The sequence below is a fragment of the Lentibacillus halophilus genome (genome assembly GCF_055395055.1).
In genome coordinates this window covers 2,036,289-2,061,142 of sequence record NZ_AP043750.1, presented here as the reverse complement: position 1 = coordinate 2,061,142, position 24,854 = coordinate 2,036,289, and the positions used below count along the sequence as shown (strand labels likewise).

At 43.5% G+C, this 24,854-nt stretch carries 22 protein-coding genes, 1 other RNA gene and 1 other annotated feature; of the genes, 4 read left to right on the top strand and 19 right to left on the bottom strand.

Annotated features, from left to right (window positions below; all coding sequences use genetic code 11):
- Positions 1 to 18 precede the first annotated feature (18 nt).
- Genes ACZ5Q7_RS10065 through cymR form a run of 4 tightly spaced genes read right to left on the bottom strand, consistent with a single transcriptional unit; the run spans position 19 to position 3,425 of the window.
- Complete coding sequence (locus ACZ5Q7_RS10065; protein ID WP_343752685.1) at positions 19 to 687, bottom strand: tetratricopeptide repeat protein; 669 nt, start codon at positions 685 to 687, stop codon at positions 19 to 21.
- A gap of 22 nt (positions 688 to 709) precedes the next feature.
- Complete coding sequence (gene mnmA / locus ACZ5Q7_RS10060; RefSeq protein WP_343752684.1) at positions 710 to 1,819, bottom strand: tRNA 2-thiouridine(34) synthase MnmA; 1,110 nt, start codon at positions 1,817 to 1,819, stop codon at positions 710 to 712.
- Entirely contained in the window at positions 1,816 to 2,976 is a 1,161-nt protein-coding gene (locus tag ACZ5Q7_RS10055) for a cysteine desulfurase family protein (RefSeq protein ID WP_343752683.1), read from the bottom strand. Before ACZ5Q7_RS10055 ends, mnmA begins: the two co-directional genes overlap by 4 nt.
- Before the next feature lie 29 nt (positions 2,977 to 3,005).
- Positions 3,006 to 3,425: a cysteine metabolism transcriptional regulator CymR gene (cymR, locus tag ACZ5Q7_RS10050; RefSeq protein ID WP_343752682.1), complete on the bottom strand. Its 420-nt coding sequence runs from the start codon at positions 3,423 to 3,425 to the stop codon at positions 3,006 to 3,008.
- Between the two features lie 142 nt (positions 3,426 to 3,567).
- Here cymR and ACZ5Q7_RS10045 point away from each other — a divergent pair, with 142 nt between their 5' ends.
- Both ACZ5Q7_RS10045 and ACZ5Q7_RS10040 read left to right on the top strand, forming a co-directional pair.
- Positions 3,568 to 4,851 (top strand): replication-associated recombination protein A, encoded by a 1,284-nt coding sequence (locus ACZ5Q7_RS10045; protein WP_343752681.1) that lies wholly within the window; start codon positions 3,568 to 3,570, stop codon positions 4,849 to 4,851.
- A gap of 156 nt (positions 4,852 to 5,007) precedes the next feature.
- Positions 5,008 to 5,748, top strand: coding sequence for an RsfA family transcriptional regulator (locus tag ACZ5Q7_RS10040; protein WP_343752680.1), 741 nt, complete (start codon positions 5,008 to 5,010; stop codon positions 5,746 to 5,748).
- A gap of 51 nt (positions 5,749 to 5,799) precedes the next feature.
- Here the strand turns inward: ACZ5Q7_RS10040 and ssrS are convergent.
- The 11 genes from ssrS to ACZ5Q7_RS09985 form a co-directional block, all read right to left on the bottom strand.
- A non-coding RNA gene (gene ssrS, locus ACZ5Q7_RS10035) (6S RNA) lies at positions 5,800 to 5,983 on the bottom strand.
- Between the two features lie 173 nt (positions 5,984 to 6,156).
- A complete protein-coding gene (aspS, locus tag ACZ5Q7_RS10030; RefSeq protein ID WP_343752679.1) occupies positions 6,157 to 7,923 on the bottom strand; it encodes an aspartate--tRNA ligase in 1,767 nt (588 codons plus the stop codon).
- Complete coding sequence (gene hisS / locus ACZ5Q7_RS10025; protein ID WP_343753714.1) at positions 7,916 to 9,199, bottom strand: histidine--tRNA ligase; 1,284 nt, start codon at positions 9,197 to 9,199, stop codon at positions 7,916 to 7,918. The genes aspS and hisS overlap by 8 nt, the downstream gene beginning before the upstream one ends.
- 63 nt (positions 9,200 to 9,262) lie before the next feature.
- Positions 9,263 to 9,484: a binding site (T-box leader), on the bottom strand.
- A gap of 49 nt (positions 9,485 to 9,533) precedes the next feature.
- Entirely contained in the window at positions 9,534 to 9,707 is a 174-nt protein-coding gene (locus ACZ5Q7_RS10020; protein ID WP_343752678.1) for a hypothetical protein, read from the bottom strand.
- A 102-nt stretch (positions 9,708 to 9,809) separates the two neighbouring features.
- A complete protein-coding gene (gene dtd / locus ACZ5Q7_RS10015; protein ID WP_343752677.1) occupies positions 9,810 to 10,256 on the bottom strand; it encodes a D-aminoacyl-tRNA deacylase in 447 nt (148 codons plus the stop codon).
- 26 nt (positions 10,257 to 10,282) lie between these two features.
- Positions 10,283 to 12,484 (bottom strand): RelA/SpoT family protein, encoded by a 2,202-nt coding sequence (locus ACZ5Q7_RS10010; RefSeq protein WP_343752676.1) that lies wholly within the window; start codon positions 12,482 to 12,484, stop codon positions 10,283 to 10,285.
- 226 nt (positions 12,485 to 12,710) lie between these two features.
- Positions 12,711 to 13,226, bottom strand: a complete 516-nt coding sequence (locus ACZ5Q7_RS10005) for an adenine phosphoribosyltransferase (protein ID WP_343752675.1) — start codon at positions 13,224 to 13,226, stop codon at positions 12,711 to 12,713.
- A complete protein-coding gene (recJ, locus tag ACZ5Q7_RS10000; RefSeq protein ID WP_343752674.1) occupies positions 13,216 to 15,543 on the bottom strand; it encodes a single-stranded-DNA-specific exonuclease RecJ in 2,328 nt (775 codons plus the stop codon). The genes ACZ5Q7_RS10005 and recJ overlap by 11 nt, the downstream gene beginning before the upstream one ends.
- A 67-nt stretch (positions 15,544 to 15,610) precedes the next feature.
- The gene (locus tag ACZ5Q7_RS09995; RefSeq protein WP_343752673.1) at positions 15,611 to 15,931 is read right to left on the bottom strand and encodes a LapA family protein; all 321 of its coding nucleotides are present in this window, start codon (positions 15,929 to 15,931) and stop codon (positions 15,611 to 15,613) included.
- A 118-nt stretch (positions 15,932 to 16,049) separates the two neighbouring features.
- Positions 16,050 to 18,326 carry a protein translocase subunit SecDF gene (secDF, locus tag ACZ5Q7_RS09990; protein ID WP_343752672.1) on the bottom strand — a complete coding sequence of 759 codons (2,277 nt, stop codon included), beginning with the start codon at positions 18,324 to 18,326 and terminating at the stop codon, positions 16,050 to 16,052.
- Positions 18,327 to 18,370: 44 nt separating this feature from the next.
- The gene (locus ACZ5Q7_RS09985) at positions 18,371 to 18,673 is read right to left on the bottom strand and encodes a post-transcriptional regulator (protein WP_343752671.1); all 303 of its coding nucleotides are present in this window, start codon (positions 18,671 to 18,673) and stop codon (positions 18,371 to 18,373) included.
- A 123-nt stretch (positions 18,674 to 18,796) separates the two neighbouring features.
- Here ACZ5Q7_RS09985 and spoVB point away from each other — a divergent pair, with 123 nt between their 5' ends.
- Positions 18,797 to 20,350 (top strand): stage V sporulation protein B, encoded by a 1,554-nt coding sequence (spoVB, locus tag ACZ5Q7_RS09980; RefSeq protein ID WP_343752670.1) that lies wholly within the window; start codon positions 18,797 to 18,799, stop codon positions 20,348 to 20,350.
- Positions 20,351 to 20,400: 50 nt separating this feature from the next.
- Here spoVB and ACZ5Q7_RS09975 read toward each other — a convergent pair whose 3' ends face one another.
- Positions 20,401 to 21,693 (bottom strand): ArsB/NhaD family transporter, encoded by a 1,293-nt coding sequence (locus ACZ5Q7_RS09975; protein WP_343752669.1) that lies wholly within the window; start codon positions 21,691 to 21,693, stop codon positions 20,401 to 20,403.
- Between the two features lie 142 nt (positions 21,694 to 21,835).
- Between ACZ5Q7_RS09975 and ACZ5Q7_RS09970 the strand changes: the two genes are divergently transcribed.
- The gene (locus tag ACZ5Q7_RS09970) at positions 21,836 to 22,216 is read left to right on the top strand and encodes a TIGR04086 family membrane protein (RefSeq protein ID WP_343752668.1); all 381 of its coding nucleotides are present in this window, start codon (positions 21,836 to 21,838) and stop codon (positions 22,214 to 22,216) included.
- Between the two features lie 69 nt (positions 22,217 to 22,285).
- Here the strand turns inward: ACZ5Q7_RS09970 and yajC are convergent, their stop codons facing one another.
- The 3 genes from yajC to queA all read right to left on the bottom strand — a co-directional run bounded on the left by yajC (position 22,286) and on the right by queA (position 24,849).
- Positions 22,286 to 22,555 carry a preprotein translocase subunit YajC gene (gene yajC, locus ACZ5Q7_RS09965; RefSeq protein ID WP_343752667.1) on the bottom strand — a complete coding sequence of 90 codons (270 nt, stop codon included), beginning with the start codon at positions 22,553 to 22,555 and terminating at the stop codon, positions 22,286 to 22,288.
- An 18-nt stretch (positions 22,556 to 22,573) separates the two neighbouring features.
- Complete coding sequence (tgt, locus tag ACZ5Q7_RS09960) at positions 22,574 to 23,713, bottom strand: tRNA guanosine(34) transglycosylase Tgt (protein WP_343752666.1); 1,140 nt, start codon at positions 23,711 to 23,713, stop codon at positions 22,574 to 22,576.
- 107 nt (positions 23,714 to 23,820) lie between these two features.
- Positions 23,821 to 24,849 (bottom strand): tRNA preQ1(34) S-adenosylmethionine ribosyltransferase-isomerase QueA, encoded by a 1,029-nt coding sequence (gene queA / locus ACZ5Q7_RS09955; RefSeq protein WP_343752665.1) that lies wholly within the window; start codon positions 24,847 to 24,849, stop codon positions 23,821 to 23,823.
- Between the last annotated feature and the right edge of the window lie 5 nt (positions 24,850 to 24,854).

The following is a 24,854-nucleotide window of genomic DNA, read 5'->3' as shown; positions in this document are numbered from 1 at the left end:
CAACCTCGCTTATCTCATTCAGCTATTGTCCGAATTCATGGCATCCGTGATCTGTTTTTTGGCATTGGCTGCCAGAACATGCTCTGGCTGTATGGTCAACGCTTGGTCAAAATGGCCCATGGCAGTGGAAAGGTCATCGTTATACAACGCAATAACACCAAGATTGTAGTAGGCGTCACTATGCTGCTCATCAATAGCCAGTACCTGCTGAAAAATAGGCTTTGCTTCGGTTGTATAGTCGCTCTGGGCCAGAGCCAGCCCATACTGGAACATATACTCCGAATCATCGGGGGCCACTTCCGATGCACGCATGAGATATGGCAATGCAAGCTTATAATGCTCCTGATGAATGAATGTCATCCCGAGCAAAAAATACACATCCGCTTCGTCAAGACCGATATCAATAGCTTTTTGAAAATGTTCTTGTGCCTTCGCGTAGTCCTCCTTTTCATAACAAAGGCTTCCGAGTCCATAATAGGCTGTTGCAGCTTTTTCATCGAGTTCCAATGCGCGTTGGAAAAACCGTTCTGCCCGCTCTGCATCATGGACATGCAAAAGCAGATTGCCAAAGTTAATATAACCAACCGGATCACTTGGGTTTTCTTCGATAATCTCATTAAACAACGACGCTGCTTCGTCGTACTTCTGTTCTTTCATCCGTTCAATCGCCTGCTGATTCTTATCCATTGTTTTGCTCCTTTCCGATGAATCATCCGACATAAGCGAGCGTTTCCCCTTCTTTTAGCACCGTATCAATAGTGGCGCCGCCCAAACAGACCTGTCCATCATAAAACACGACGGCCTGGCCCGGAGTTATGGCCCGCTGCTTTTCATGAAATGCCACACGGACACATCCGTCCTCCATCTGTGTGACAGTGACGCCACTGTCTTTTTGCCGGTAACGGAACTTAGCCGTACAGGTGAATGTTTTTTCTGTCATGTTATTAATCCAATTAACATCCGATGCGATTAATCCATCTGAGTACAACTTATCATTATCAAACCCTTGACCAACGTATAAGATGTTATCTTTCAAATTTTTGCCAAGCACAAACCATGGTTCTCCGGATCCACCGATTCCAAGTCCTTGACGCTGACCGATCGTATAGTACATCAAGCCTTCATGCCATCCTTTTTCCGTACCATCCATTGTTTTCATCAAACCGGGCTGTGCCGGAAGATATTCACGGAGAAAGGATTTGAAGTTCTTTTCACCGATAAAACAAATGCCGGTACTGTCTTTTTTAGATGCTGTCACTAGATCCCGTTCTTTGGCAATGGCACGCACATCCTGTTTTGTCATATGGCCCAGAGGAAACATGACTTCGGCCAATACATCCGATGTCAGCTGATTCAGGAAATACGTCTGGTCCTTGTTGTTGTCTGCTCCGCGCAGCATCTCAAAAGATGACCCTGTATTCCGGACTTGTGCATAATGGCCGGTAGCTAAATAATCGGCACCAAGGGATAGGGCATGGTTCAAAAATGCTTTGAATTTAATTTCCTTATTACACATAACATCCGGATTTGGCGTTCGTCCAGATTGATACTCATTCAAAAAGTACGTGAATACGTTGTCCCAATATTCCTTTTCAAAATTGACAGCGAAATACGGAATATCCAGTTGATTGCACACCCGTACAACATCATCAAAATCCTCTGTTGCCGTACAGACACCGTTGTCATCCGTATCATCCCAGTTTTTCATGAAAATGCCAACGACATCATAGCCTTGTTCTTTTAATAGCAAGGCGGCCACAGACGAATCGACACCGCCGCTCATGCCAACAACGACGCGTGTATCTTCATTTCGTTTCATGTTTCCTGCCTCCTTTCATTGGTCAGCCGCTTGATAATTTCAGCCACTCTGTCCGCAGCCTCAGACACATTGTCAATCGTATTAAACGCACCAAAACTGAACCGGATTGAATTCGTGATCCGTTCATCCCCTCGCCCGAACATGGCAGCAAGAACATGGGATGGTTCCACCGAGCCTGCAGTGCATGCACTGCCGCTGGATGCTGCAACACCATCCAGATCAAAGTTTGTTAAGAGTGTTTCCACATTCGTTCCGGGAAAACTGATATTAACAATCGATGGGACCGTTTGTTCCGCGTCACCATTCACGTAATAACGAATGTTATGGTTGGCAAGTGCTTCTAAGAACGTTTGTTTGTACTGTTCGTACACATCATTTCTTACTAATTTATATTCCATGGCCAATTCCAAGGCCCTTTTAAATCCAACGGCAGCCGGAATATTTTCCGTACCCGGTCGGCGTTTTCGTTCCTGTTCCCCACCAAATTGCATCGATGCCATGGCTATGTCATCACCGGCATACAAAACACCAATGCCATTGGGGCCGTTGATTTTGTGGGCAGAAGCACTTAGCATATCAATGCCCTCTCGGTTCACGTCAATATCCAATAATCCAAATGCTTGCACAGCGTCCGTATGAAACATAGCCTGATGATCTTTTAATAATGAACCTATGGCCTCGATCGGCTGAATAACACCTGTTTCATTATTGACATACATAACGGACACAACAATCGTTTCATCGGTCAATGCTTCTTTCAGTTTATCCACGGAAACAATCCCGGTTTCATTAACCGGCAAATATGTCACATGAAAACCCTGCTCCTCAAGATATTGTACCGCATCCAAAACAGCATGATGTTCCTGCATTGTCGTAATAATATGATTTCCTTTATCTCTGTTCGCCATGGCTGTTCCAATAATAGCCAGATTATCCGCTTCCGTTCCACCACTTGTGAAAATCATTTCTTTTTCACGTGCTTGGATACTCCTGGCCAAGGTACGTCTGGCCGAATCAAGATACTGACGTGCCAATCGTCCAAACGCATGGACACTGGACGGATTCCCAAAAACTTCAGTGAATATGGGAGTCATCGCTTCAGCAACACGCTTGTCCATTGGAGTGGTTGCGGCATGATCCATATAAATACGTTCCATGGTTACAATCCTTTCTATTTTCTGTTGTTCTATATATAAAACATGTAGGCATCCTGATACCCATCATGTTCATGACGTCGTAAATCTTCAAGCGTTGTCGTATCAAGGACATCTTTTACAGCATCCCGGATACGAATCCACAATGCTTGTTTAGCCGGTTCTTCATTTTCCATTCCTTCCACAGGAGAAATAGGTCCTTCCAAAACACGAATGATATCCCCGGCTTTGATCTCATCGGGATCCTTAGCCAAAACATAGCCTCCGTATGCTCCCCTAATGCTTTTAATCAAACCGGCATTACGCAACGGTGACGCCAGTTGCTCCAAATAATGATCGGATAAATCGTTTTCCCGTGCTATCGCTTTTAATGATAATGGACCTTCCCCATGCTTTCTGGCAAGCGCCAGCATGATGGTCAGCCCGTATCGTCCTTTTGTCGATATTTTCATTCCCAACACCTCTATAAACAGTTCATCATTCCTTAAAATAACAATACAGCTCATTATAGCATGAATCGCCTGTTTCTTGCATTTTAACATAATCGCCATTACGCTTTATACATAACCTATTCTTATATAAAGGACGATCACAATGGACCAACAACCACTTGCATTTCGCATGCGCCCACAACATATTGACGATATTATTGGCCAAGAACATCTGGTAAATGAAGGGAAAATACTCAATCGCATGATTCAGGCAAAAAGACTTGTATCCATGATTTTATTCGGTCCACCCGGAACAGGCAAGACATCTTTGGCATTTGCTTTGGCAAGAAGTCTCGACATTCCAGTAAAAAAATTGAACGCTGTTGTTGATAAGAAAAAAGACATGGAAGTTGTTGCCGAAGAAGCTAAAATGAGCGGTCAGGTGGTGCTCGTGCTTGATGAAGTGCACAGGCTTGATAAGTCAAAACAGGATTTTTTGTTGCCACACATTGAAAGCAACCGTGTGATATTGATCGGCTCCACGACAAGCAACCCTTATCATTCTATCAATCCCGCGATCCGCAGCAGATGCCATTTATTTGAACTGCACCGCCTGACGGAAGAACATATGAAAACCGCTGTGCATAGGGCGGCCCAGGATGACGAAAAAGGACTTGGTGACCAGAAAATAAGGTTGACGGATGACGCACTGGATCACTTTGCTCTAGCTTCCAACGGCGACATGCGTTCGGCACTGAATGGATTGGAACTGGCCGTTTCATCGACACCAGCCGATGAAAGCGGCATTATTACGATAACATTGGATGCTGCTGAAGAATGTATGCAGAAAAAAAGTTTTACACATGATAAAGATGGGGATGCGCACTATGATGTTCTTTCTGCGTTTCAAAAATCCATCAGAGGTAGTGACGTTGATGCAGCCCTTCACTATTTAGGAAGATTGATTGAAGCCGGTGATTTGGACAGCATCGAGCGACGTATGATTGTCTGTGCCTATGAAGATATCGGCCTGGCAAACCCGCAGGCAGGACCACGTGCCGTAGCCGCTGCTGATGCTGCTCATCGTCTCGGATTTCCTGAAGCCCGCATACCACTGGCTAATGCTATTGTCGAGCTTGCCCTTTCCCCTAAATCGAATTCAGCATATAAAGCGCTTGATGGTGCACTTTCCGATATACGCAGCGGAAAAAGTGGTGATGTGCCGGCACATTTAAAAGATACACACTACCAGGGAGCCAAAGAAATGGGCCGAGGGATCACCTATCAATACCCTCATCACTATACAGAAGGATGGGTGAACCAGCAATACTTACCGGACGCTTTAAAAAACAGTCACTATTATGAGCCAAAAAACACCGGTAAATTTGAGCAAGCTCTGAAACAGGTACACGATAATATAAAGACTGAAAAAAATAATACTAGATGATAGACGTATAAACCCTTTTCCAAACGGCCACACTAATCAATAACGATAAAATCTATGAATAAACGTGTTCACACGGAAAGAGTTGCGTGATCGTTGTAACCTTTAAAACTGTTATACCAATCGCCGTTACCGTTATGGAAAAAGGAGTTGAACAAATTGGCTAAAATAAGACAAGATGCTTGGTCACATGAAGATGATCTGTTATTGGCGGAGACTGTTCTGCGGCATATCCGGGAGGGCAGTACCCAATTAAATGCTTTTGAGGAAGTTGGTGACAAACTGAACCGGACATCTGCCGCTTGTGGTTTTCGATGGAATGCCGAAGTAAGAAACACATATACGGATGCGATCGAATTGGCCAAACGCCAACGCAAAGAAAAGAAACGTGCAAATGCGGTCAATGCGAAACAACCAATCGTAAACATGCCGCAAATGACCCCGGATGAAAATCCTGTTGAAAAAGAATCAACACCTGAAACAGTTGAACAAATGCCTGAAATGCCTGAAATGCCTGAAAAAGAAAAGACAACCGCGAATACTGAACCAGTGGCGAATACAGACAAGGCATCAACACTTACGATGGATGACGTCATTCGGTTTTTGAAACAAGTGGAAACAGACTATCATGCTTCTAATCAATCAAAAGCATCGGTTGAGCAATTGGAAGGAGAGAATCAGACACTTAAACAAGATGTAGGCTACCTGAAAGAACAGTTATCCAAAACCGAACAACAACTAGAATCGCTGCGGGAAGACTATCACGTTTTTATGCAGATTATGGACAGAGCCCGTAAAATGACTGTTTTTGAAGACCAACATTCCTTACAGGCTCCATCATTCCGAATGGATAAGAACGGGAATCTTCAGCAGGTTTCAGATGGGTCTTCCCATCAATAAGAGATAGCAAAAAAATCGGCGAATAGCCGATTTTTTCTACCTTATGCAATAAACAATCCCAATAGTGCCGTCTGCTTTCAGTTTTGATCCCGCTCTTGGCAGGTGGGTGTCCTGTTCCATGTTTATTGCACTTCCTAGATATAGGCATGCACGCAACATGAAAACCTATGCGGACTCCCTTTCATAAAAATTGTTCGGTCAAAACGAATGCTCCAGACGTACACATCAGGATTGCCATGGCTCATAATCTTTTATTGTGTATTCAATATAACATACACCTAGGGGCTAGGCAATATATAATTTAAAAAAATAAATCGTTCATCAACAGTAGCGTCAACACACGCACAAAACGTTAATGCATGACACCATTAATAGAGGAAAGGAATCCCTATTGAATGATTGGGTTGCTCATGTTTCTTTTTCTTCGACGTTAATGGAAAGTTCATCTAATTGTTCGCCGCTTACATGGCTTGGTGCATTCGTCAACAAGTCGGAAGCTGAAGCGGTTTTCGGAAATAGAATCGTATCTCTTAAGTTCGACCGACCGGTAAAAAGCATGACAATACGATCAAGCCCTAAGGCAATTCCGCCATGCGGAGGTGTTCCATATTCCAATGCTTCCAAGAGAAATCCGAATTGTTCTTCGGCTGCTTCTTTTGAAAAACCGAGTACGTCAAACATTTTGTCCTGTTGTTCTTTTTTATAGTTACGCAGGGATCCACCGCCCAACTCGTAACCATTTAAAACCAAATCATATGCGTTGGCACGTACGTCACCCGGATTTGTATCCAATTTTTCCAGGTCTTCGTCAACCGGACTTGTGAACGGATGGTGTGCTGCAACATATCGTTCGAGATCGTCATCGTATTCCAACAATGGCCAATCCGTCACCCATAAGAAATGAAACTTATCCGAATCAATTAGACCTAATTCTTTCCCGAGTTTCAGCCGCAGGGCACCTAGGCTGTCAAAAACAACAGATGATTTATCAGCGGCAAACAATAACAAATCACCATTTTCCGCCTCTGCACGTTTCATGATACCGTCTTTTTCCTCATCAGTCAGAAATTTAACAATTGGGCCGCTGAGATCGCCGTCCTGAACTTTCAGCCACGGCATTCCTTTTGCACCGTAAATCTTCACAAATTCAGTCAACTGATCGATATCTTTGCGTGAATAGGTCTGCGCTTCATTTTTTACATTAAGAAGAGCGACTTTTCCACCGGTTTCAATCGCTTCCCTGAATACCTTAAACGAGGAATCCGTAACCACGTCTGAAACGTGTATCAGTTCCATGCCAAATCGTGTATCCGGTTTATCGGAACCAAAACGTTGCATGGCTTCATCGTAGGATATTTTCGGAAACGGGGGCAAATCGATGTCTTTCACCTTTTTCATGACATGGTTCATCATTTTTTCTGTCATCGTCATAATCTGTTCACCTGTCATAAAAGAGGTTTCAATATCCACTTGAGTGAATTCCGGCTGACGATCAGCCCTTAAATCCTCATCACGGAAACAGCGCGCAATTTGATAATACTTTTCAAACCCACTCATCATAATGAGTTGTTTGAACAACTGCGGGGATTGTGGCAATGCGTAAAATTCCCCTTGATGCACACGACTCGGTACAAGATAGTCCCGTGCCCCTTCCGGTGTGCTCTTTGTCAACATGGGCGTTTCCATTTCTATAAACCCATCATCATTTAAAAAAACTCTTATAGCCTGAGTTATGTGATGCCGCATCTTAAATGTTTCCTGAAGGTTTTGTCGCCGCAAATCAATATACCGGTACTTCAGACGCAAATCCTCAGCCACATCGGTGTCTTCCTGAATCATAAAAGGCGGGGTTTTGGCTTTGTTCCAAATGATGGCGTCAGATGCAAGAACTTCAATGGTCCCGGTTCCAATTTCCGGATTAACTGTATTCGGATCACGCTCGACGACTTTGCCGTGCACTTCGATGACGTATTCATTTCGTACTGTTTCCGCCACTTTGAGCGCATTTGATGAATGATCTGGATTAAAAACAATTTGCACCAAACCTGACTTGTCACGCAAATCAATAAAAATTAGACCACCCAAATCCCGGCGTCGCTGTACCCAACCTTTCAACTGTATTTCCTGATCAACATTTTTCTTACTCAGCGTTCCAGCCATTATTCGTTCATTCATTGCTATTTCCTCCAGACAGTTTTTCCTGCATATACGCCACTGCTTGGTTCAATGGCACTTCTTCTTGATTGCCGGTTTTCATTTCTTTCACATTGACCAATTGCTGGTCCACTTCATTCTCGCCCAAAATGAGAACATATTTGGCACGATAGCGGTCAGCCGCTTTTAGCTGAGCTTTCATCTTCCGTCCCTGATAGTCTCTGTCAATTTGAATGCCATTTTTTCGTAAATCGTGAATAAGCCGGACAGATGCCTTATCTGCTTCATCACCCACTGCCACAAGAAAACAATCCAATTCGTTTTCTGAAGGGATGGCTACGTGCTCCGCCTCCAATGCCATAACCAGACGTTCCATGCCCATGCCAAAGCCAATTCCCGGTGTCGCAGGACCTCCAAGTTCTTCAGTCAAACCATTGTATCTTCCACCGCCGGTAAGGGTTGTAATGGCACCAAAACCTTCCGCTTCACTCATAATTTCAAAAGCAGTGTGGTTATAATAGTCAAGGCCTCGGACAAGATTGGCATCCACTTCAAAGTCGATCCCCATTAACGTAAGATAGTTTTTTACTTTTTCGAAATAGTCTTCGGAATAAGCATTTAAATGATCAAGAACTGATGGAGCGGTATCCATTGCTGCATGATCTTTGTCTGTTTTGCAATCCAGGATGCGCATTGGATTTTGTTCCAAACGCACCCGACAATCACTGCATAATTCATCCTTATATGGCATAAAATGATCCACCAATGCTTGGCGATGACTTTCACGACTTTCTTGATCACCAAGTGAATTGATAATCAATTTCAGTGAGTTCAAGCCGAGCTCCTGATAACAAGACATCGCCAGATCAATCACTTCCGCGTCCACGGCCGGGTCAGAACTGCCCAGAACTTCGACACCGAACTGATTCAATTGCCGCATTCTTCCTTTTTGTGGGCGCTCATACCGGAACATCGGTGCAAAGTAATAAAGTTTCACCGGCTGATCAGCATAGCCATGCATCTTATGTTCGACAAACGAACGCACAACAGATGCTGTTCCTTCCGGCCGGAGTGTCAAACTCCTTCCGCCGCGATCCTCAAATGTATACATTTCTTTCTGGACAATATCCGTTGAATCACCGACCCCTCGCTGAAAAACTTCTGTATGTTCAAATAAAGGTGTTCGTATTTCATAAAAATGATAGTTATTGCAAATATCTTTCAGCATTTTCTCTACATATTGCCACTTAGCCGTTTCTTCCGGCAATAAGTCAACAGTACCGCGTGGCGCTTTCATACTGCTCATCCTGTATACCCCCTTGGATCAATCTACAAATAAAAAAGACTCCCATCCCTTGATAAAAGGGACGGGAGTCTGCCCGCGTTGCCACCCTGGTTGATGTCATTTGATAACATCCACTCTGCACAGTTAACGCCTGTGAACGTCTATATCTACGTTTGTTAATTCGATATAGAACCTAAGGAATGTTATTCATCAGAGCAACATGCCAAATGTTTTCAGCCGTTGACATTTTTCTCTGTGCATGTGCGATCTGACTACTGTTTCCCTCATTGGTGATGAACGTCGTCGCTTGGAATAATTCTTATCTTAATGTTTCCTACGTCTGTTGTCAAGAGCGGGTGATTTTTTTCTTCAGTCGTTTCACCTCACCAAGGTTAATGCCAAGTTCTTCGGCGATGTCCATATGATGAGATTGGTCTTCCATCTCCATGAAACGATGAAAGTCAGCACCATATATACTCTTAGAAACAACAGCGTTCCATTGTTTTTCGTTCACACGCATCCCTATCCCTCCTTCACTCCTTTTCAGTTTTTCCGTGAAGGAGAAATTTTATAAAAAGGGGGGTAAGATGAAAGCAACATCTTTTCAAGCCAATGCGTATGTTTATCGATCCTTGCTGTCAATTATAATGGTAACAGGCCCTGAATTGACAAGCTGAACGTTCATCATTTCACCGAACTGACCCGTTTCCACTTTGATATTTTGCTGTTCGAGACGATGGTTAAAATAACGGTATAGGCTTTTAGCCTGTTCGGGGCTGGCCGCTTGCATATAGCTGGGTCTCCTCCCCTTTCGTGTATCAGCGTAAAGGGTGAATTGGGAAATAGACAAAACGTGACCATCAATATCCTTTAAAGAATCATTCATTTTTCCATTTTCATCGTCAAATATACGCAAATGAACCAATTTATTAGCCAAATAGTCCGCATCCTCTTCTGTGTCCTCATGGGTTACCCCGACCAGAACCATCATACCTTGTTCGATGGCGCCGAACTCTGTGGCGTTGATGGTTACATTGGCATTCTCCACTCGTTGGGTGACTGCTTTCATGGTCTCATGGCTCCTTCAACTATACATTATTGAATCGTCCGTTGAACGGAATAGACATCTTTTATCTGTTTAATACGTCCGACCACCTTCTTTAAATGACCTGTATTATGAATCAGAATGGTAATATTAATAACAGCCATTTTATTTCGGTCAGATCGGCCATTGACATGCGTAATATTTGTTTTCGTTTCATTGACCGCCTGCAAAATTTCATTCAGGAAGCCGCGCCGGTCATATCCGGTTATTTCGAGATCTACATGGAATTGCTTTTTTTCCGTTTGATTCTCTTCCCACTCCACATGCAGGAACCGATTCTCAGCTCCATCTGACTGAACATTGGGACAATCCTTCCTATGTACGGATACACCCCGGCCTTTTGTTATATAACCAGTAATGGGATCACCCGGAACAGGATTACAGCATTTGGACAGACGAACCAGTAAATTGTCAACGCCTTCCACTTTGACACCGGAATCACGCTTTTGAACTTTTTTCGGTGCTGTCTCGCTTTTTACTGTTTCCAGTGTGTCTTCAAGATTCTGTTCTTTTTCCTTTGTTTGACGAATTTTTTCCGTCAGACGAGTCGCAATCAAGGCGGCGGTTATTCCTTGATACCCAACAGCGGCATACATATCATCTTCATTGGCAAAATTAAATTTCTCAAAAACACGTTTCATATTTGTTTGTGTCAGTGCGTCTTTCGGTTCAATACCCATTGTCCGAATTTCTTTTTCAACGGCTTCTTTCCCTTTGCTGATGTTCTCTTCGCGACGCTGTCTTTTGAAAAATTGCTTGATCTTGCTTTTCGCCTGAGATGTCTGACTGATGGACAGCCAATCCTGAGACGGACCGTATGAATGTTGGGACGTCATGACTTCTACAATATCACCATTTTTAAGTTTATAATCAAGTGGTTCCATCTTTCCATTCACTTTGGAACCGATCGTCTTATTCCCGACTTCCGTATGAATCCGGTAAGCAAAATCGATGGGCACCGATCCGGAAGGCAATTCAATAACATCGCCTTTAGGCGTGAAAACATATACCATATCCGAAAACAGATCCACTTTCAGCGTTTCCATGAATTCTTCCGCGTCATGCGTCTCACTTTGCCAATCGAGTATTTCCCGGAACCATGTCAATTTTTCTTCAAATGATTGATTATCTTTCGACGTGCGCTTTCCTTCCTTATAAGCCCAGTGTGCTGCAATGCCGTATTCTGCGATGTCATGCATATCTTTGGTCCGGATTTGCACTTCAAGCGGATCCCCTTTTGGACCGATAACCGTTGTATGCAAGGATTGGTACAGATTTGGTTTTGGCATGGCAATATAATCTTTAAATCGGCCGGGCATCGGCTTCCAACATGTATGAATAATCCCAAGAACAGCGTAACAATCTTTAATACTGTTGACGATAATACGGACGGCCAGCAAATCGTAAATTTCATTAAATTGTTTGTTCTGTTTAACCATTTTTCGATATATGCTATATAAGTGCTTTGGTCGTCCTGAAATATCCGCTTCAATATTTACATCGTCCAGTTGTTTTTCCACTCCCTGGATAACTTCATCAATATAGGATTCCCGCTGATTCCGCTTTTGTCTCATTAATTGGACAATTCGGTAGTATTGTTGCGGATTTAAATAACGCAGGGCTGTATCCTCCAGCTCCCATTTTATTGTGGAAATCCCCAAACGATGGGCAAGCGGTGCAAATATTTCCAAGGTTTCATTCGATATACGACGTTGTTTATCCGGCGGCAAATGTTTTAACGTTCGCATGTTGTGTAATCGATCAGCAAGTTTAATCAGGATAACCCGGATATCCCTGGCCATTGCAACAAACATTTTCCGATGGTTTTCAGCCTGAATAGCTTCTTTTGATTTATATTTAATTTTTCCGAGCTTGGTGACGCCATCGACAAGCATCGCCACGTCCCGGTCAAAATACGCTTCCAGATCTTCCAGTGTCACATCGGTATCTTCCACAACATCGTGCAGAAAGCCGCCCGCGATAGTCACCGGATCCATTCCGAGTTCAACAAGTATTCCAGCAACCTGGACGGGATGTACAATATAAGGCTCGCCGGATTTCCGATACTGTTCATCGTGTGCGTCCCTGGCGAATGCATATACCTGCCGAAGGAAATCAGCATCTTCTTCTGTCAAATACTGACGAGCCCGATCAATTACTTCTTCACTTGTCAGTATTTCTTCTTTTGCCATAAACAATCACCTGAATTCAGTTGGAAAAGATGGTTTCCCGGGATACTAAGCTGTCTATTCTTATACTGCATAGCCGTGGTTCGTTCGGAAAATCGTCATCAATCTTTTCCCTATCGTATTAAAAAACATTTGAAAAAGATAAACTCAAACATTAAGCTGTTGTGTTCGCCGGATTCCTTTAATAACAACAAGACTGATCTACCAATCGATCAGACCCTTTGAATCATTATTCAAAACTTGTGAGCGTTAAAATGTCATAACCTTTCAGTTTATCCGCTCCGTTCAGATAAGACAGTTCAACCAAAAATGCACAACCGGCCACAATGCCACCCAATCCTTCTACTAATTGAATCGTTGCTTCAATCGTACCACCGGTGGCCAGTAAGTCATCGGTGATCAGTATGCGTTGTCCAGGTTTGATAGCATCTTTATGGATAGTTAGAACATTTTCGCTATATTCCGATCCGTAATCAACCTTCACCACATCGCGCGGAAGTTTACCTTCCTTCCGCACAGGTGCAAAGCCAACTGATAATGCATAGGAAACCGGACAACCAATAATAAAGCCTCGTGCTTCCGGTCCAACAACAAGATCAATGTTCTTCTTATGTGCATAGGTTACGATGTCATCAACAGCTGATTTAAAAACGTTCCCATCATCCATTAATGGGGTAATATCTTTAAACTGAATACCTTCTTGCGGCCAGTCCTCAACGATTTTTATATATTGTTTATAATCCATCAATCATTTCCTCCTCGGGCTCCATCCTTTGTTCCAGACAGCGGGAAAACCATGCTTTTAATTCGTGATAGGGCGAATAGTAAAGCGTTTTTTCGATGTCTGTTCTGTTCAGACGTTCCTGATACAGAGATGATTCATGTAAATCCTTTTGTGATGGATTGCTGTTCAATTGCATGATGTTATCTTCTATTTTAACAAAATTCAGTTCAAAAAACACGTTAACCATAAACATCACCATATCATTTGTCCAACCCTTAGCATCCACAATCAACGGCAAGTCATCTTGCAAGTCAATTGTTTGCCGTTTGCTCAACAAGGCATACAACCATTTAAAATCTTCCCTTGCCGGAAAAACCTTCAAAAACGCGCTATCCCTTAGATAAAAGCACGCATGAATCGTATCAGGATGGAGTTCTTTCACCAAGGCTTCCAGTCGTTGCAAGCTGGAAGGCATATCGTACAAGTACAACGTATGAACCCCTTCCAAACTGCTGACGTCGGTGTCGTAGGTCAAACATACAACATGATCGGGAATTTGTTCTTCATCGGGAAGCTGTTGAAAAACAGCTGCTTTTCCTATCGTATTATGTGTCGAACACAACATATCCAATCTGTTTGCTCCTCGATGATCAAACAACTGCCATTCATCGATTTGCATATCGCGAATGATCATTTGAACTTTTCGGAAACCATTCCATTCGTTGATACCAAGCTCACCAGCGACTGAAACGGGGGTTTGCGGTGACAACTGATGATAGAGGTAACCCAGTCCAAATCCGATTCCATCCAGTTCTCGATCGTTTTTCTGAAATTGCATCTTTAAATGATTCTTTCCATTGCCAATCTGACGTTTGGCAGATGGCATATCTTTAACATGGAATATCGGCTTTGGATTAGCGATGCCAAATGGCGCCAATTGATTAATTTCCGCCACCAGTTCGTCATCTATCTCAGGGACAGTGATGGTTTTCGATACTTCCAATTCCTGTATAAAGTCTTCGTCTGAAAGCTGCTGAAAGATCATAGAGTCCAGTTCCTGTTTCAAACGCTCGATGTTTTCATAAGCCAGTGTCATGCCGGCTGCCTGAGCATGTCCACCAAAATGCGTGAAAACATCTCTTATTTTCATACAGTTTGCAAACAAATCAAAAGCGGGGATACTTCTGGCTGATCCTTTTACTTCCCCTTTTTCCGGAAAAAGGGATAAGACGATGGCCGGGCGATCGTATTTCCGGACCAGGTTGGACGCTACAATGCCGAGCACACCTTCATTCCAGCCTTCTTTAGCAACTACAATGACACCTTGACGGTCAACCGGATGTGCCATCTCCTCGGCTTCTTTCACTATGTCATTGACGATTTTTTTGCGTTGTTGGTTAATGGTTTCCATATATTGGGCTTTTTCAGCTGCTTCATCCGACAGCTTACAGAGCAACAATTGAACAGCCAGCGTAGCATCCTGCAGTCTGCCTACTGCGTTAAGTCTGGGACCTATCGAGAAACCGACATCTTCTTCATTAATACGGGCGTCCAAGCCACACACGTACTTAAGAGCTTCCAAACCGGGTCTGGATGTGTTGGATAGCTGCTCTAATCCATCATGAGCAATGATTCGGTTTTCGTCGATTAATGGAACCATGTCAGCAATTGTTCCAATAGCTGCTAAATCAAGCAGATGCTCGGGAAAACGGCCCAGAAGACCTTCCGACAGTTTAAGCGCTACGCCGACCCCTGCCAGTTCTTTGAATGGATAATCCGGTGATCGTTTGGGATGAATGATGGCAAACGCATCCGGCACATCTGTCTGCACTTCATGGTGATCGGTAACAATCAAGTCCATATTGAGTTGCTTGGCAATCATTGCTTCATGAACAGAAGCAATGCCTGTATCCACCGTTAAAATCACCCGAACATCGTTGTCATAAGCGGTACGGAAAGCTGCTTCATTTGGGCCATATCCTTCAGTAAAACGGTTGGGGATATAATAGTCACAATCAGCCTCAAGTTCCTGAAGAGTTTCCATCAGAACAGCTGTTGAGCAGACGCCATCTGCATCATAATCCCCGTATACAAGAATTTTTTCACCGTCTGCAATGGCTTTATGTACACGATCAACGGCTTTGTTCATATCAGATAACCGTTCAGCACGATACAAACCCGCCCGATCAGGCGATAAAAATTTATCAGCTTCTTCGGTTGATGTGATGCCCCGTTGTATTAATAATTCCCTGGTAAGGGGTGAGAATTTATCGGCATCCAAATGTGCCGTCTTTGTTTTTGAATCCGGAAACATCCATTTCATTTTGCTTTGTAACATGTCGTCACTCCTGACCAATACAGTATACAAGAGATAATGACCGGGATCAATGACGTTTCCTGGTACATTATTCTTCCGTCGAACGATGATCATCTGTCCCGGCTGCCGCAATATCTTCGAGGCCATGTTCTGACAACGTCGTCTCCATTTGATCCCGTTCCGCCTGCAATGATTTCAATTTTCGTTGCAGCTGAAATAGCTTCACAGCACCTGCTGAGACGGTAATTAATCCTCCCATTAATACTGAAAACAAAATAACGAAAATCAGTGGTACTTCTCCAGTTCCAAACAGATAATTGATTTCCACTAAATCGACGTTGGCCACTGAAAATGCTGAAACGATAATGACAAATAAAATGGAAAGAATGATATAGCTTTGTCCCTTCATCGATTTTCCTCCTGATCATAAGGTTGTTATTTTCAGAATTTTTCCATCTTGGTTATCGTACAACCTTGAAGAAACCCCCAAAACAATTGTTTCAGGGGTTGTGTCCATCCTCGTTCCATTATACTTGGGGACCTTCCGTACGTTTCTTTTCACTGAAGTCAACCGGTTTGTCTTTAATGTTTCTGCCCCGCCAGACGAGCCACAGTTGGGATGCCAAAAACAGAGAGGAATACGTACCTGCCAGCATCCCGACGAACAATGCAATAGCAAAACCGGTAATGGACTGTGCACCAAGGAACAGAAAAGCCAAAACGGCAATCATGGTTGTAATGGTTGTATTGATACTCCTGGTCATCGTCTGCACCAGACTTTTGTTGACAACACCGGCAAGTTCTTTAAACGATCTGACCCGCTGTTTTAATCGCAAATTCTCCCGTATTCGATCAAACGTAACAATCGTATCGTTAATCGAGTACCCGATGATGGTGAGTATGGCCGCAACAATCGTTACATCAAACTCAATCTGAGTCAAACTGAAAATAGCCAGTATGAAAAAGGCATCGTGGACCAGTGCGATAATGGCTGTCATTGCAAAAAACAGCTCAAATCGCAGTGTGACGTATAGAACAATACCAATCGATGCAATGGCCACAGCATAAAGCGCATTTTTAACCAATTCTTCTGCAACGATTGGAGAGACAACACTGACACTGGTGTCTGCATCAAAATTTTTCTTGAAATACGCTTGTACATCAGCGATTCTGTCCTCATCAATCACTCGGTCGTAGCGGAGGACAGCACCTTCTTGATTATTGCCGGTCAGGACAACGGAATTGGCCTGCAGCTCAAGTTCTTCGAGTCCATTTTTTATTTCCTCTGTACTGAGACTGTCCTCTGCTGCCAGCTGGATGCGTGATCCGTGAGTGAAATCGATACCCGGATTCAGCTGAAAGATACCGAGTGAAACACCGCCAAGAACAACCATAATTGCTGAAGCTATGAAAAATTTCTTTCGGTGCGGAACAACATCCGGCTTTCTATTAAATATTTTCGGTTCGTATTCGGCAGTGTCGGATATATCCTTTATATCCCTCTGTTTTACAGCAAACCAGCCCGGACGATTCCGCAAAAACTTGCTCCTGACCCACAGACCCATCAGTAAACGAGTACCATATACTGCGGTCACGAAACTGATAACAATACTTAGAATAAGCATTGTTGCAAATCCTTTAACAGAGCTGGTACCAAAGGTAAACAATACCACAGCAGCCAACAACGTCGTAATGTTGGCATCAACAATGGCTCTTAAGGAGTTTTTCGAACCAGCCTTAAACGATGCAAAAATGGATTTGCCTTCCCGAAGCTCCTCTTTGATCCGCTCAAAGGTGATAACGTTGGCGTCAACAGCCATACCAACACCAAGAATCAGTGCGGCTATCCCCTGGAGTGTCAGCACACCATTCATCAGATTAAAGACCAGTAAAATCAAGTAGATGTATACACTTAAGTTGATGGCAGCAATAACACCTGGAAAACGATACACCGCCATAATGAATAAAAAGATGAGGCTGATACCAATGATTCCTGCAAACACTGTTTTATCGAGTGCTTGTTCGCCGAACTGTGCTCCTACGGTATTGGAATATAACTCTTCCATATTAACCGGCAGTGAACCGGCATTTATGATGTCAGCCAACCGCTGTGCCGATTCAACGGTGAAATCGCCTGTAATCATGACATCCGTTGTATTCAACGGTTCATCAACACCGGCTGCGGAAACATATTTTGGATCTTCTTTCTTCACTTCTTCCTGGAAGGAATCGCCTTTTTGATAATCCATCCAAATGACGAGGAGATCCTTGCGCTGCGGGAATGGGATACCAGGTTTATATTTCTTCGCCAGCTTACTGGTAATATCCCGGAACTTCGAAGCGTCTTTCAACGTTAATGTAACAATCGGCTGATTCGTTTTAGAATTGAAGTCCTGCTGCGCTCCATTCTTAACCAAATTGCTTCCATCCATCAGTTTTTTATCGTTGACATTTCGGAACGAGACTCGTGCCGACGTCGATAAAATTTCCCGCGCTTCTTCCGGGTTATCGATACCGGCAAGCTGAACGCGAATCCGGTCGTCCCCTTCTATGTTAATATTCGATTCACTGATTCCCAGACGGTTCACGCGTTCGTTCAGTATCCGGACCGTTGATTCAAGTGATTCTCTGTCAATTTCCCCACTATTTTCCACAGGTTCCACTTTATATAAAATCTCAAAGCCGCCCTGCAAACTAAGCCCTAAGTTAACATTCTTTGTAATTCCTGTCACCGTTGTTCCGATCGTGCCTGCAAGCAGTAATACAATCAGAAAAAAGGCAACAATTCTGCCTCTGTTTTTCATCCAATGGTAGCCTCCCTTAATTGCGTCAATTCAATTATGTATAATCATTCTGTTTCATGTGCATTGCTTTCGGTCAGTGCAGCAATGGAAGCCATTAAATTATCATCCTGATGGGCATTTATTGTCAAGTAACTCATATACGTATTGGATGACAACTGAAAAATATCCTGTACAATTTCATACAGTCGTTTAGTTGGATTATTTTTCCAAACCTTTTCGTTTAAACATTCCCACACATCGCCCGACGTTACGTGATGATACCCCAAAAGCCGCAGTTCATTTGCTTTGCTTTCCAGTGCGGGCATTACGTCCGTTTTCCATTCGTGAACCGTTTTAATTGTTCCCACAAAAATTCTCTCCCTTTTTATGACCTTATCCGCTTTTGGAATGCTTGTCATGCTTGGCCCACTCAAATGCATATACATTATTGTATCTGAAATTTTATTTTTTGAGAAGGTAGGTCGACCACATTGACCAAACAAACATTTCTGCAGGGAACATTAATCCTGATTATCGCAGGTATGATAACCAGATTACTTGGCTTTATTAATCGACTTGTTGTGGCCAGGGTTATGGGAGAAGAAGGCGTTGGCCTTTATATGATGGCACTGCCAACATTATTCCTTGTCATTACCTTGACACAGCTGGGACTCCCTGTCGCCATATCCAAACGGGTGGCCGAGGCGGAAGCTAGATACAATCATGCCAAAGTGAAGCAGATACTAGTCATATCCCTTGTTTTGACTAGTATAGCGAGTGTTATTTTTACGGCAGGTATGATCCTCGCTGCACCATTGATTGCGACAACCCTTCTCACCGATGAACGAACAGTCTATCCGTTAATTGCCATTAGTCCCATTGTTCCTATTATTGCCCTATCATCGATTCTGAAGGGGTATTTTCAGGGTCGGCGAAACATGACACCACAGAGTTATTCACTCGTTATTGAACAAGCTGTTCGAATTACGTTTGTGGCGTTTTTTATTCATTTACTTCTTCCTTATGGGGTGGAATTTGCGGCGGCAGGAGCTATGTTTAGTGTAATCCTCGGTGAGTTTGCGTCACTGATGTTTCTGATCTGGTTGTTTAAACGAAAAAAAATCGTACGAATCAGACATCGTTTTTTCCAATATATCACGTCTAGCAAACAAACGATAAAGGAGCTTTTTTCGATTGCCCTGCCAAGTACGGGAAGCCGATTAATTGGAAACATATCGCATTTTCTCGAACCCATTCTTGTAGCACAAAGTCTGGCACTTGCAGGCATTTCCAGTTCGATGGCAACAAAACAATACGGGGAATTGACCGGATATGTTTTGCCATTGCTGTTTTTGCCTACGTTTATTACCAATTCATTATCAATTGCTCTTGTTCCAACCATTTCCGAAGCAGATGCCCATAAACATACACACACTATCCATTATCGTATTCGCCAGGCCATTCGTATTTCCTTTGCCTCCGGTGGATTAGCAACGGTTGTTCTTACATTGTTTGCTAGCCCTATCTTGACATTCATGTATGGAACCGCTGATGCAAGCCATTTTTTAGTGTTAATGGCGCCGTTTTTTCTTCTTTTATACATCCAGTCTCCGCTGCAGGCGGCCCTGCAAGCAATGGACTTAGCCCGGCCTGCCATGTGGAACAGCCTGATTGGGGCAGCTATGAAACTATCAGTGCTTTTCCTGCTTGCATCCAATCCGGCGTTCGGAATCAATGGGGTTGCCATCGCTATGTCCGCCGGAGTCATTCTCGTCACCTTACTTCACTTGGCAAGCCTTTACAAGGAAATTAAGTTCTTTATACCATGGAATGATCTCTTAAAAATGATGGTACTAGTGATCGCAACATGGTTATGTGGTCACTATTTAAAAAATATCTTTACAGGTTTTGAATCAAATTTGTTTGCTCTCATTCTTATCATCTTTTTTCTATCCTGCATCTATGTTGTATTGTTGCTGGCATTACGGTTCATAACCAAAGAAGAATTAAGACAAATACCGTTTTTACAAAAATGGATACATTAAAAAACATAACGCCATGATTCGGCGTTATGTTTTTTATTGAAAACTTATCTCTATCCCATATATGGAATTAAATAACGGACATACAAATAAAGGGTAGCGACACCAAGAGACAGCAAAACAAAGGGAACACCGTAGAGCATGAATCGCAGAAACGATAGTTTTTCACCATTTCCTTCTGCTAAACCGGCAACGACGACATTGGCTGAAGCACCGATTAAGGTTGCATTTCCTCCCAAACAAGCACCAAGTGCCAGTGCCCACCATATCGGATCGAGATAGACCATCCCATAGCTTTCAAATTCTTCAATAATGGGGATCATTGCCGCAACAAACGGAATGTTGTCCACAATACCGGAAAACAATCCGGACATCCATAAAATGAGAATGGCTGTACCGACGTAATCCCCGTCCGTCCATCGTACGATTCCTCTGGCCAGCTCATCAATAATGCCTGCTTCCTGCAAACCGCCAACCAATGCGAACAAGCCGACAAAGAAAAACAGGGTCACCCATTCCACACGCGAAAAGACTTGTTCCGTCGGTATTTCTTTTTCGGTCAGTAATAGCAAAAGAATAGCTCCACAGAGTGCCACAACCGTCAAATCAATGTGAAGAAATGCATGAAGGACAAAACCTGTCAATGTCATCAAAAGGACGGTAATGGACTGGTACAGCATCGGACTATGAACGAGATAGAGTGATGCATCCATCTCCATCAGTTGCTTCTTATTTGCTTCCTTCGTCTGCAATTTTTTTCGAAACATCGGCACGAGCATAAGGATCATAATCATAAACATAATGACCGCAACGGGAGCCAAATGAATAACAAATGATAAAAATGTAAAATGCTCTACAGCTTGTCCGATCATAATATTGGGCGGGTCTCCGATAAGAGTAGCAGTACCGCCAATATTGGAACTGAAAATGACAGCCAGCAAATACGGGAATACAGGAAGTTGGAGTTGCTTGGTAATTTTCAGCACAATCGGTACCAGTATAAGAACCGTTGTGACATTATCCAGTAATGCCGATCCCAGCGCAGTCAACCCACACACACCTGCCATTAACGGAATGGGGGACCCTCCGACCTGCTGGGCTAAGCGAACCGCAATAAATGAAAATAAGCCCGTCCTCTCTGTAATGGAAATAAGTACCATCATTGAAAATAATAATGCGATGGTGTTCCAGTCAATATATTGAAAAAACACGTCATTCACATCATACACACCCGTCAATAGCAGAAGCATTCCACCAGCAAGGGCGACAATGGCACGGTTTATTTTTTCCATCATAATAAACAGATAACTGACAACGAAAATGACTGCTGCCAACAAGACATCCATACGTCATCCTCTTCCTTTGTTAAAAATCGTCCTTGTAACACTATATGATGCAAAAACAATAATTATTTTCCGTCTATTTCAGAGGTTGTCTGAATAGGATGGTAGTACTACAAATGATCAGGAAGAAGGGGGAACGGATGGCATGCATAAACAATCATTCACCGCGTTGCTGTACGGGTGGATTGCAGTCCTAGGATTAATGTTCGTAACGAGCATCGTTATTGCTTTGCTTTTTCAGTTGACAGCCATGGATCAAAATGTGCTGTCGTGGGTGACACTCACCGCCGGATTGATTATTTTATTTATTGGAGGAATAACAGCAGGTGTCAAAGGAAAAGAAAAAGGCTGGGCGATTGGTGCCGCAACGGGCCTTGGATTTACATTGTTCATATTTCTAATCCAATTTCTTGGCTATCAGCAGACGTTTTCCACTGCACAGTCGATCAACCATGCCGGATTTATCCTGGCTGCTCTTGTTGGAGGCGTTATCGGTGTCAATATGGTCAAAGGCGAACAATCCTAATACCAAATAAAAAAGCCGATCCAGATGGGACGGCTTTTTTATTGGCTTTATGTACACATGCATAAAGTATTATTGATCACTGTTTTTAACTTCACGAATGGCAGAACGGTCAAATGTCAGCTTCGGACCATTTTCTTCCTGCAACACAACCGTATTTTCATCAAGCGCATGAATCGATCCATGCAACCCGCCAATAGTTACCACTTTATCTCCTTTTTGTAAATCCGCCTGCATCTGTTTGACCTGCTTTTGCCGTTTTTGCTGCGGACGAATGAGCAGGAAATAAAAGATCACAAATATCAAAATGAGCGGCAAGAACGTTAATAATGACGACTCCATTTTCCATTCCCTCCTTTATTAGAAATTCTTTGCATCCTTTTCATGAAAACCGTATTGTTCAAAGAATGCTTCCTTAAAATCTTCAAGTCGATCCCCGCTTATCGCAGTTCGCACTTGTTTCATTAATTCTAACAGAAAATAAAGATTATGGTAAGTAGTAAGTCTAAATCCGAATGTTTCATTGCATTTGACTAAATGGCGAATGTAAGCTCTTGAATAATTCCGGCATACATAACAATCACAATGGTCATCCAGCGGACCAAAATCACGGGCGTACTTAGCATTGCGGACAACCAGTCTGCCGAAGGATGTCATGCAGGTACCGTTGCGGGCAATCCGCGTCGGCAGCACACAGTCAAACATATCTATGCCGCGTATAGCTCCGTCAATTAAAGAATCCGGCGACCCGACTCCCATTAAATAGCGCGGTTTATGGAAGGGCATTAGCGGTGTTGTAAATTCTAGCATCCGGTTCATGACATTTTTCGGTTCCCCAACGGATAAACCGCCAATGGCATAACCCGGAAAATCAAGGGAAACCAAGTCCCGGGCGCTCTGTTTTCTTAAGTCTTCATGCTCACCACCTTGGATGATGCCAAACAGTCCTTGGTCATCCGGATGTTTATGCGCTTGTAAACAACGTTCCGCCCATCGTGATGTCCGTTCCACAGAAGCCTTCATATACGCATGCGAAGCTGGGTATGGTGGACATTCATCAAATGCCATCATGACGTCGGATCCAAGCGCATTTTGAATAGTCATGGCTTTTTCCGGTGACAAGAACAGTTTCTCTCCGTTCAGATGATTGCGGAAATGAACACCTTCCTCTTTGATATCACGCCGATCACTCAGGCTGAAAACCTGGAATCCGCCTGAATCCGTCAATATGGCACTATCCCAGTTCATAAACCGGTGCAGACCACCGGCTTCCCGGATGATATCTTCACCCGGTCGAAGCCATAAATGGTAGGTGTTGGATAGGATAATACCTGCGTTCATCTCGTCTAACTCTTCCGGACTCATTGTTTTAACAGTGGCCAATGTCCCAACAGGCATAAATGCCGGTGTGTCAAACGAACCATGCGGGGTATGAACCCGTCCCAGTCTGGCTCCTGTCTGGTTGCATGTTTTTATATGTTCGTACGTAATAGCTGTCATAGTCACCCGATCCTTCACTATCTATTAAGACACCCACCAAACCCATTTGCTGACGATGTCTTTAAATCTTGCTGGCTGTCCCATATTCGGTGACCGCTCGTCATATCTTACAGAAGCAGCATGGCATCTCCAAAGCTAAAAAACCGGTAACGTTTGTCAACTGCTTCCCGATAGGCGCTTAAAATCCGCTCTCTTCCCGCAAACGCACTCACCATCATAATAAGCGTCGATTTAGGCAAATGAAAATTAGTGATCAATCCATCAATGGCACGAAACTGATATGGCGGATAAATGAATATATCTGTCCAGCCACTGGACTCTTTGAACTCGCCATCATTATCCCGGACAATTGTTTCCAGTGTTCTGGTTGACGTTGTCCCAACGGCAATAATCCGACCATTGGCTGCTCTTGTATTGGATAGGATCGCTGCTGTTTCCCTCGACATGTGATAAAATTCAGCGTGCATGGTATGATCATCAACGGACTCCACACTCACCGGTCTGAACGTACCAAGACCAACATGGAGAGTAATGAATGCAATGGTGACGCCCTTTGCCCGGATCTCATCAAGCAGCCCAGTGGTAAAATGCAATCCAGCGGTCGGTGCTGCCGCCGACCCTTCTTCTTTGGCATACACCGTCTGATAACGTTCTCTTTCTGATAATTGCTCTTTTATATACGGAGGAAGCGGCATTTCACCAAGCTCATCCAATATTTCATAAAGTATCCCCTCATACTCTAACTGCATCACACGGCCGCCATGGTCCTTCATGCCTGTGCACCTGGCACGGAGTTGTCCATCGCCGAACGATAAAACAGTCCCGATTTTTATTTTTTTCGCCGGTTTAACCAACACTTCCCATTGATCCGCTTCCTGCTGGTGAAGCAGAAGCATTTCCACGTTCGCACCGGTATCATCCTTTATGCCTAAAAGTCTGGCAGGAAGCACACGGGTGTCATTTAAAACAAGACAGTCGCCCTTTTGCAAATAGTCTGTGATAGCAGTAAATGGTTTATGCTCCAGTTCGTTTTTATTTCGATCAAGCACGAGCAGACGGGAAGCATCCCGGTTTTTCAGCGGTGTTTGGGCAATCAGTTCTTCTGGCAAATCAAAATCGAAGTCTTCTGTGTTCATGATGT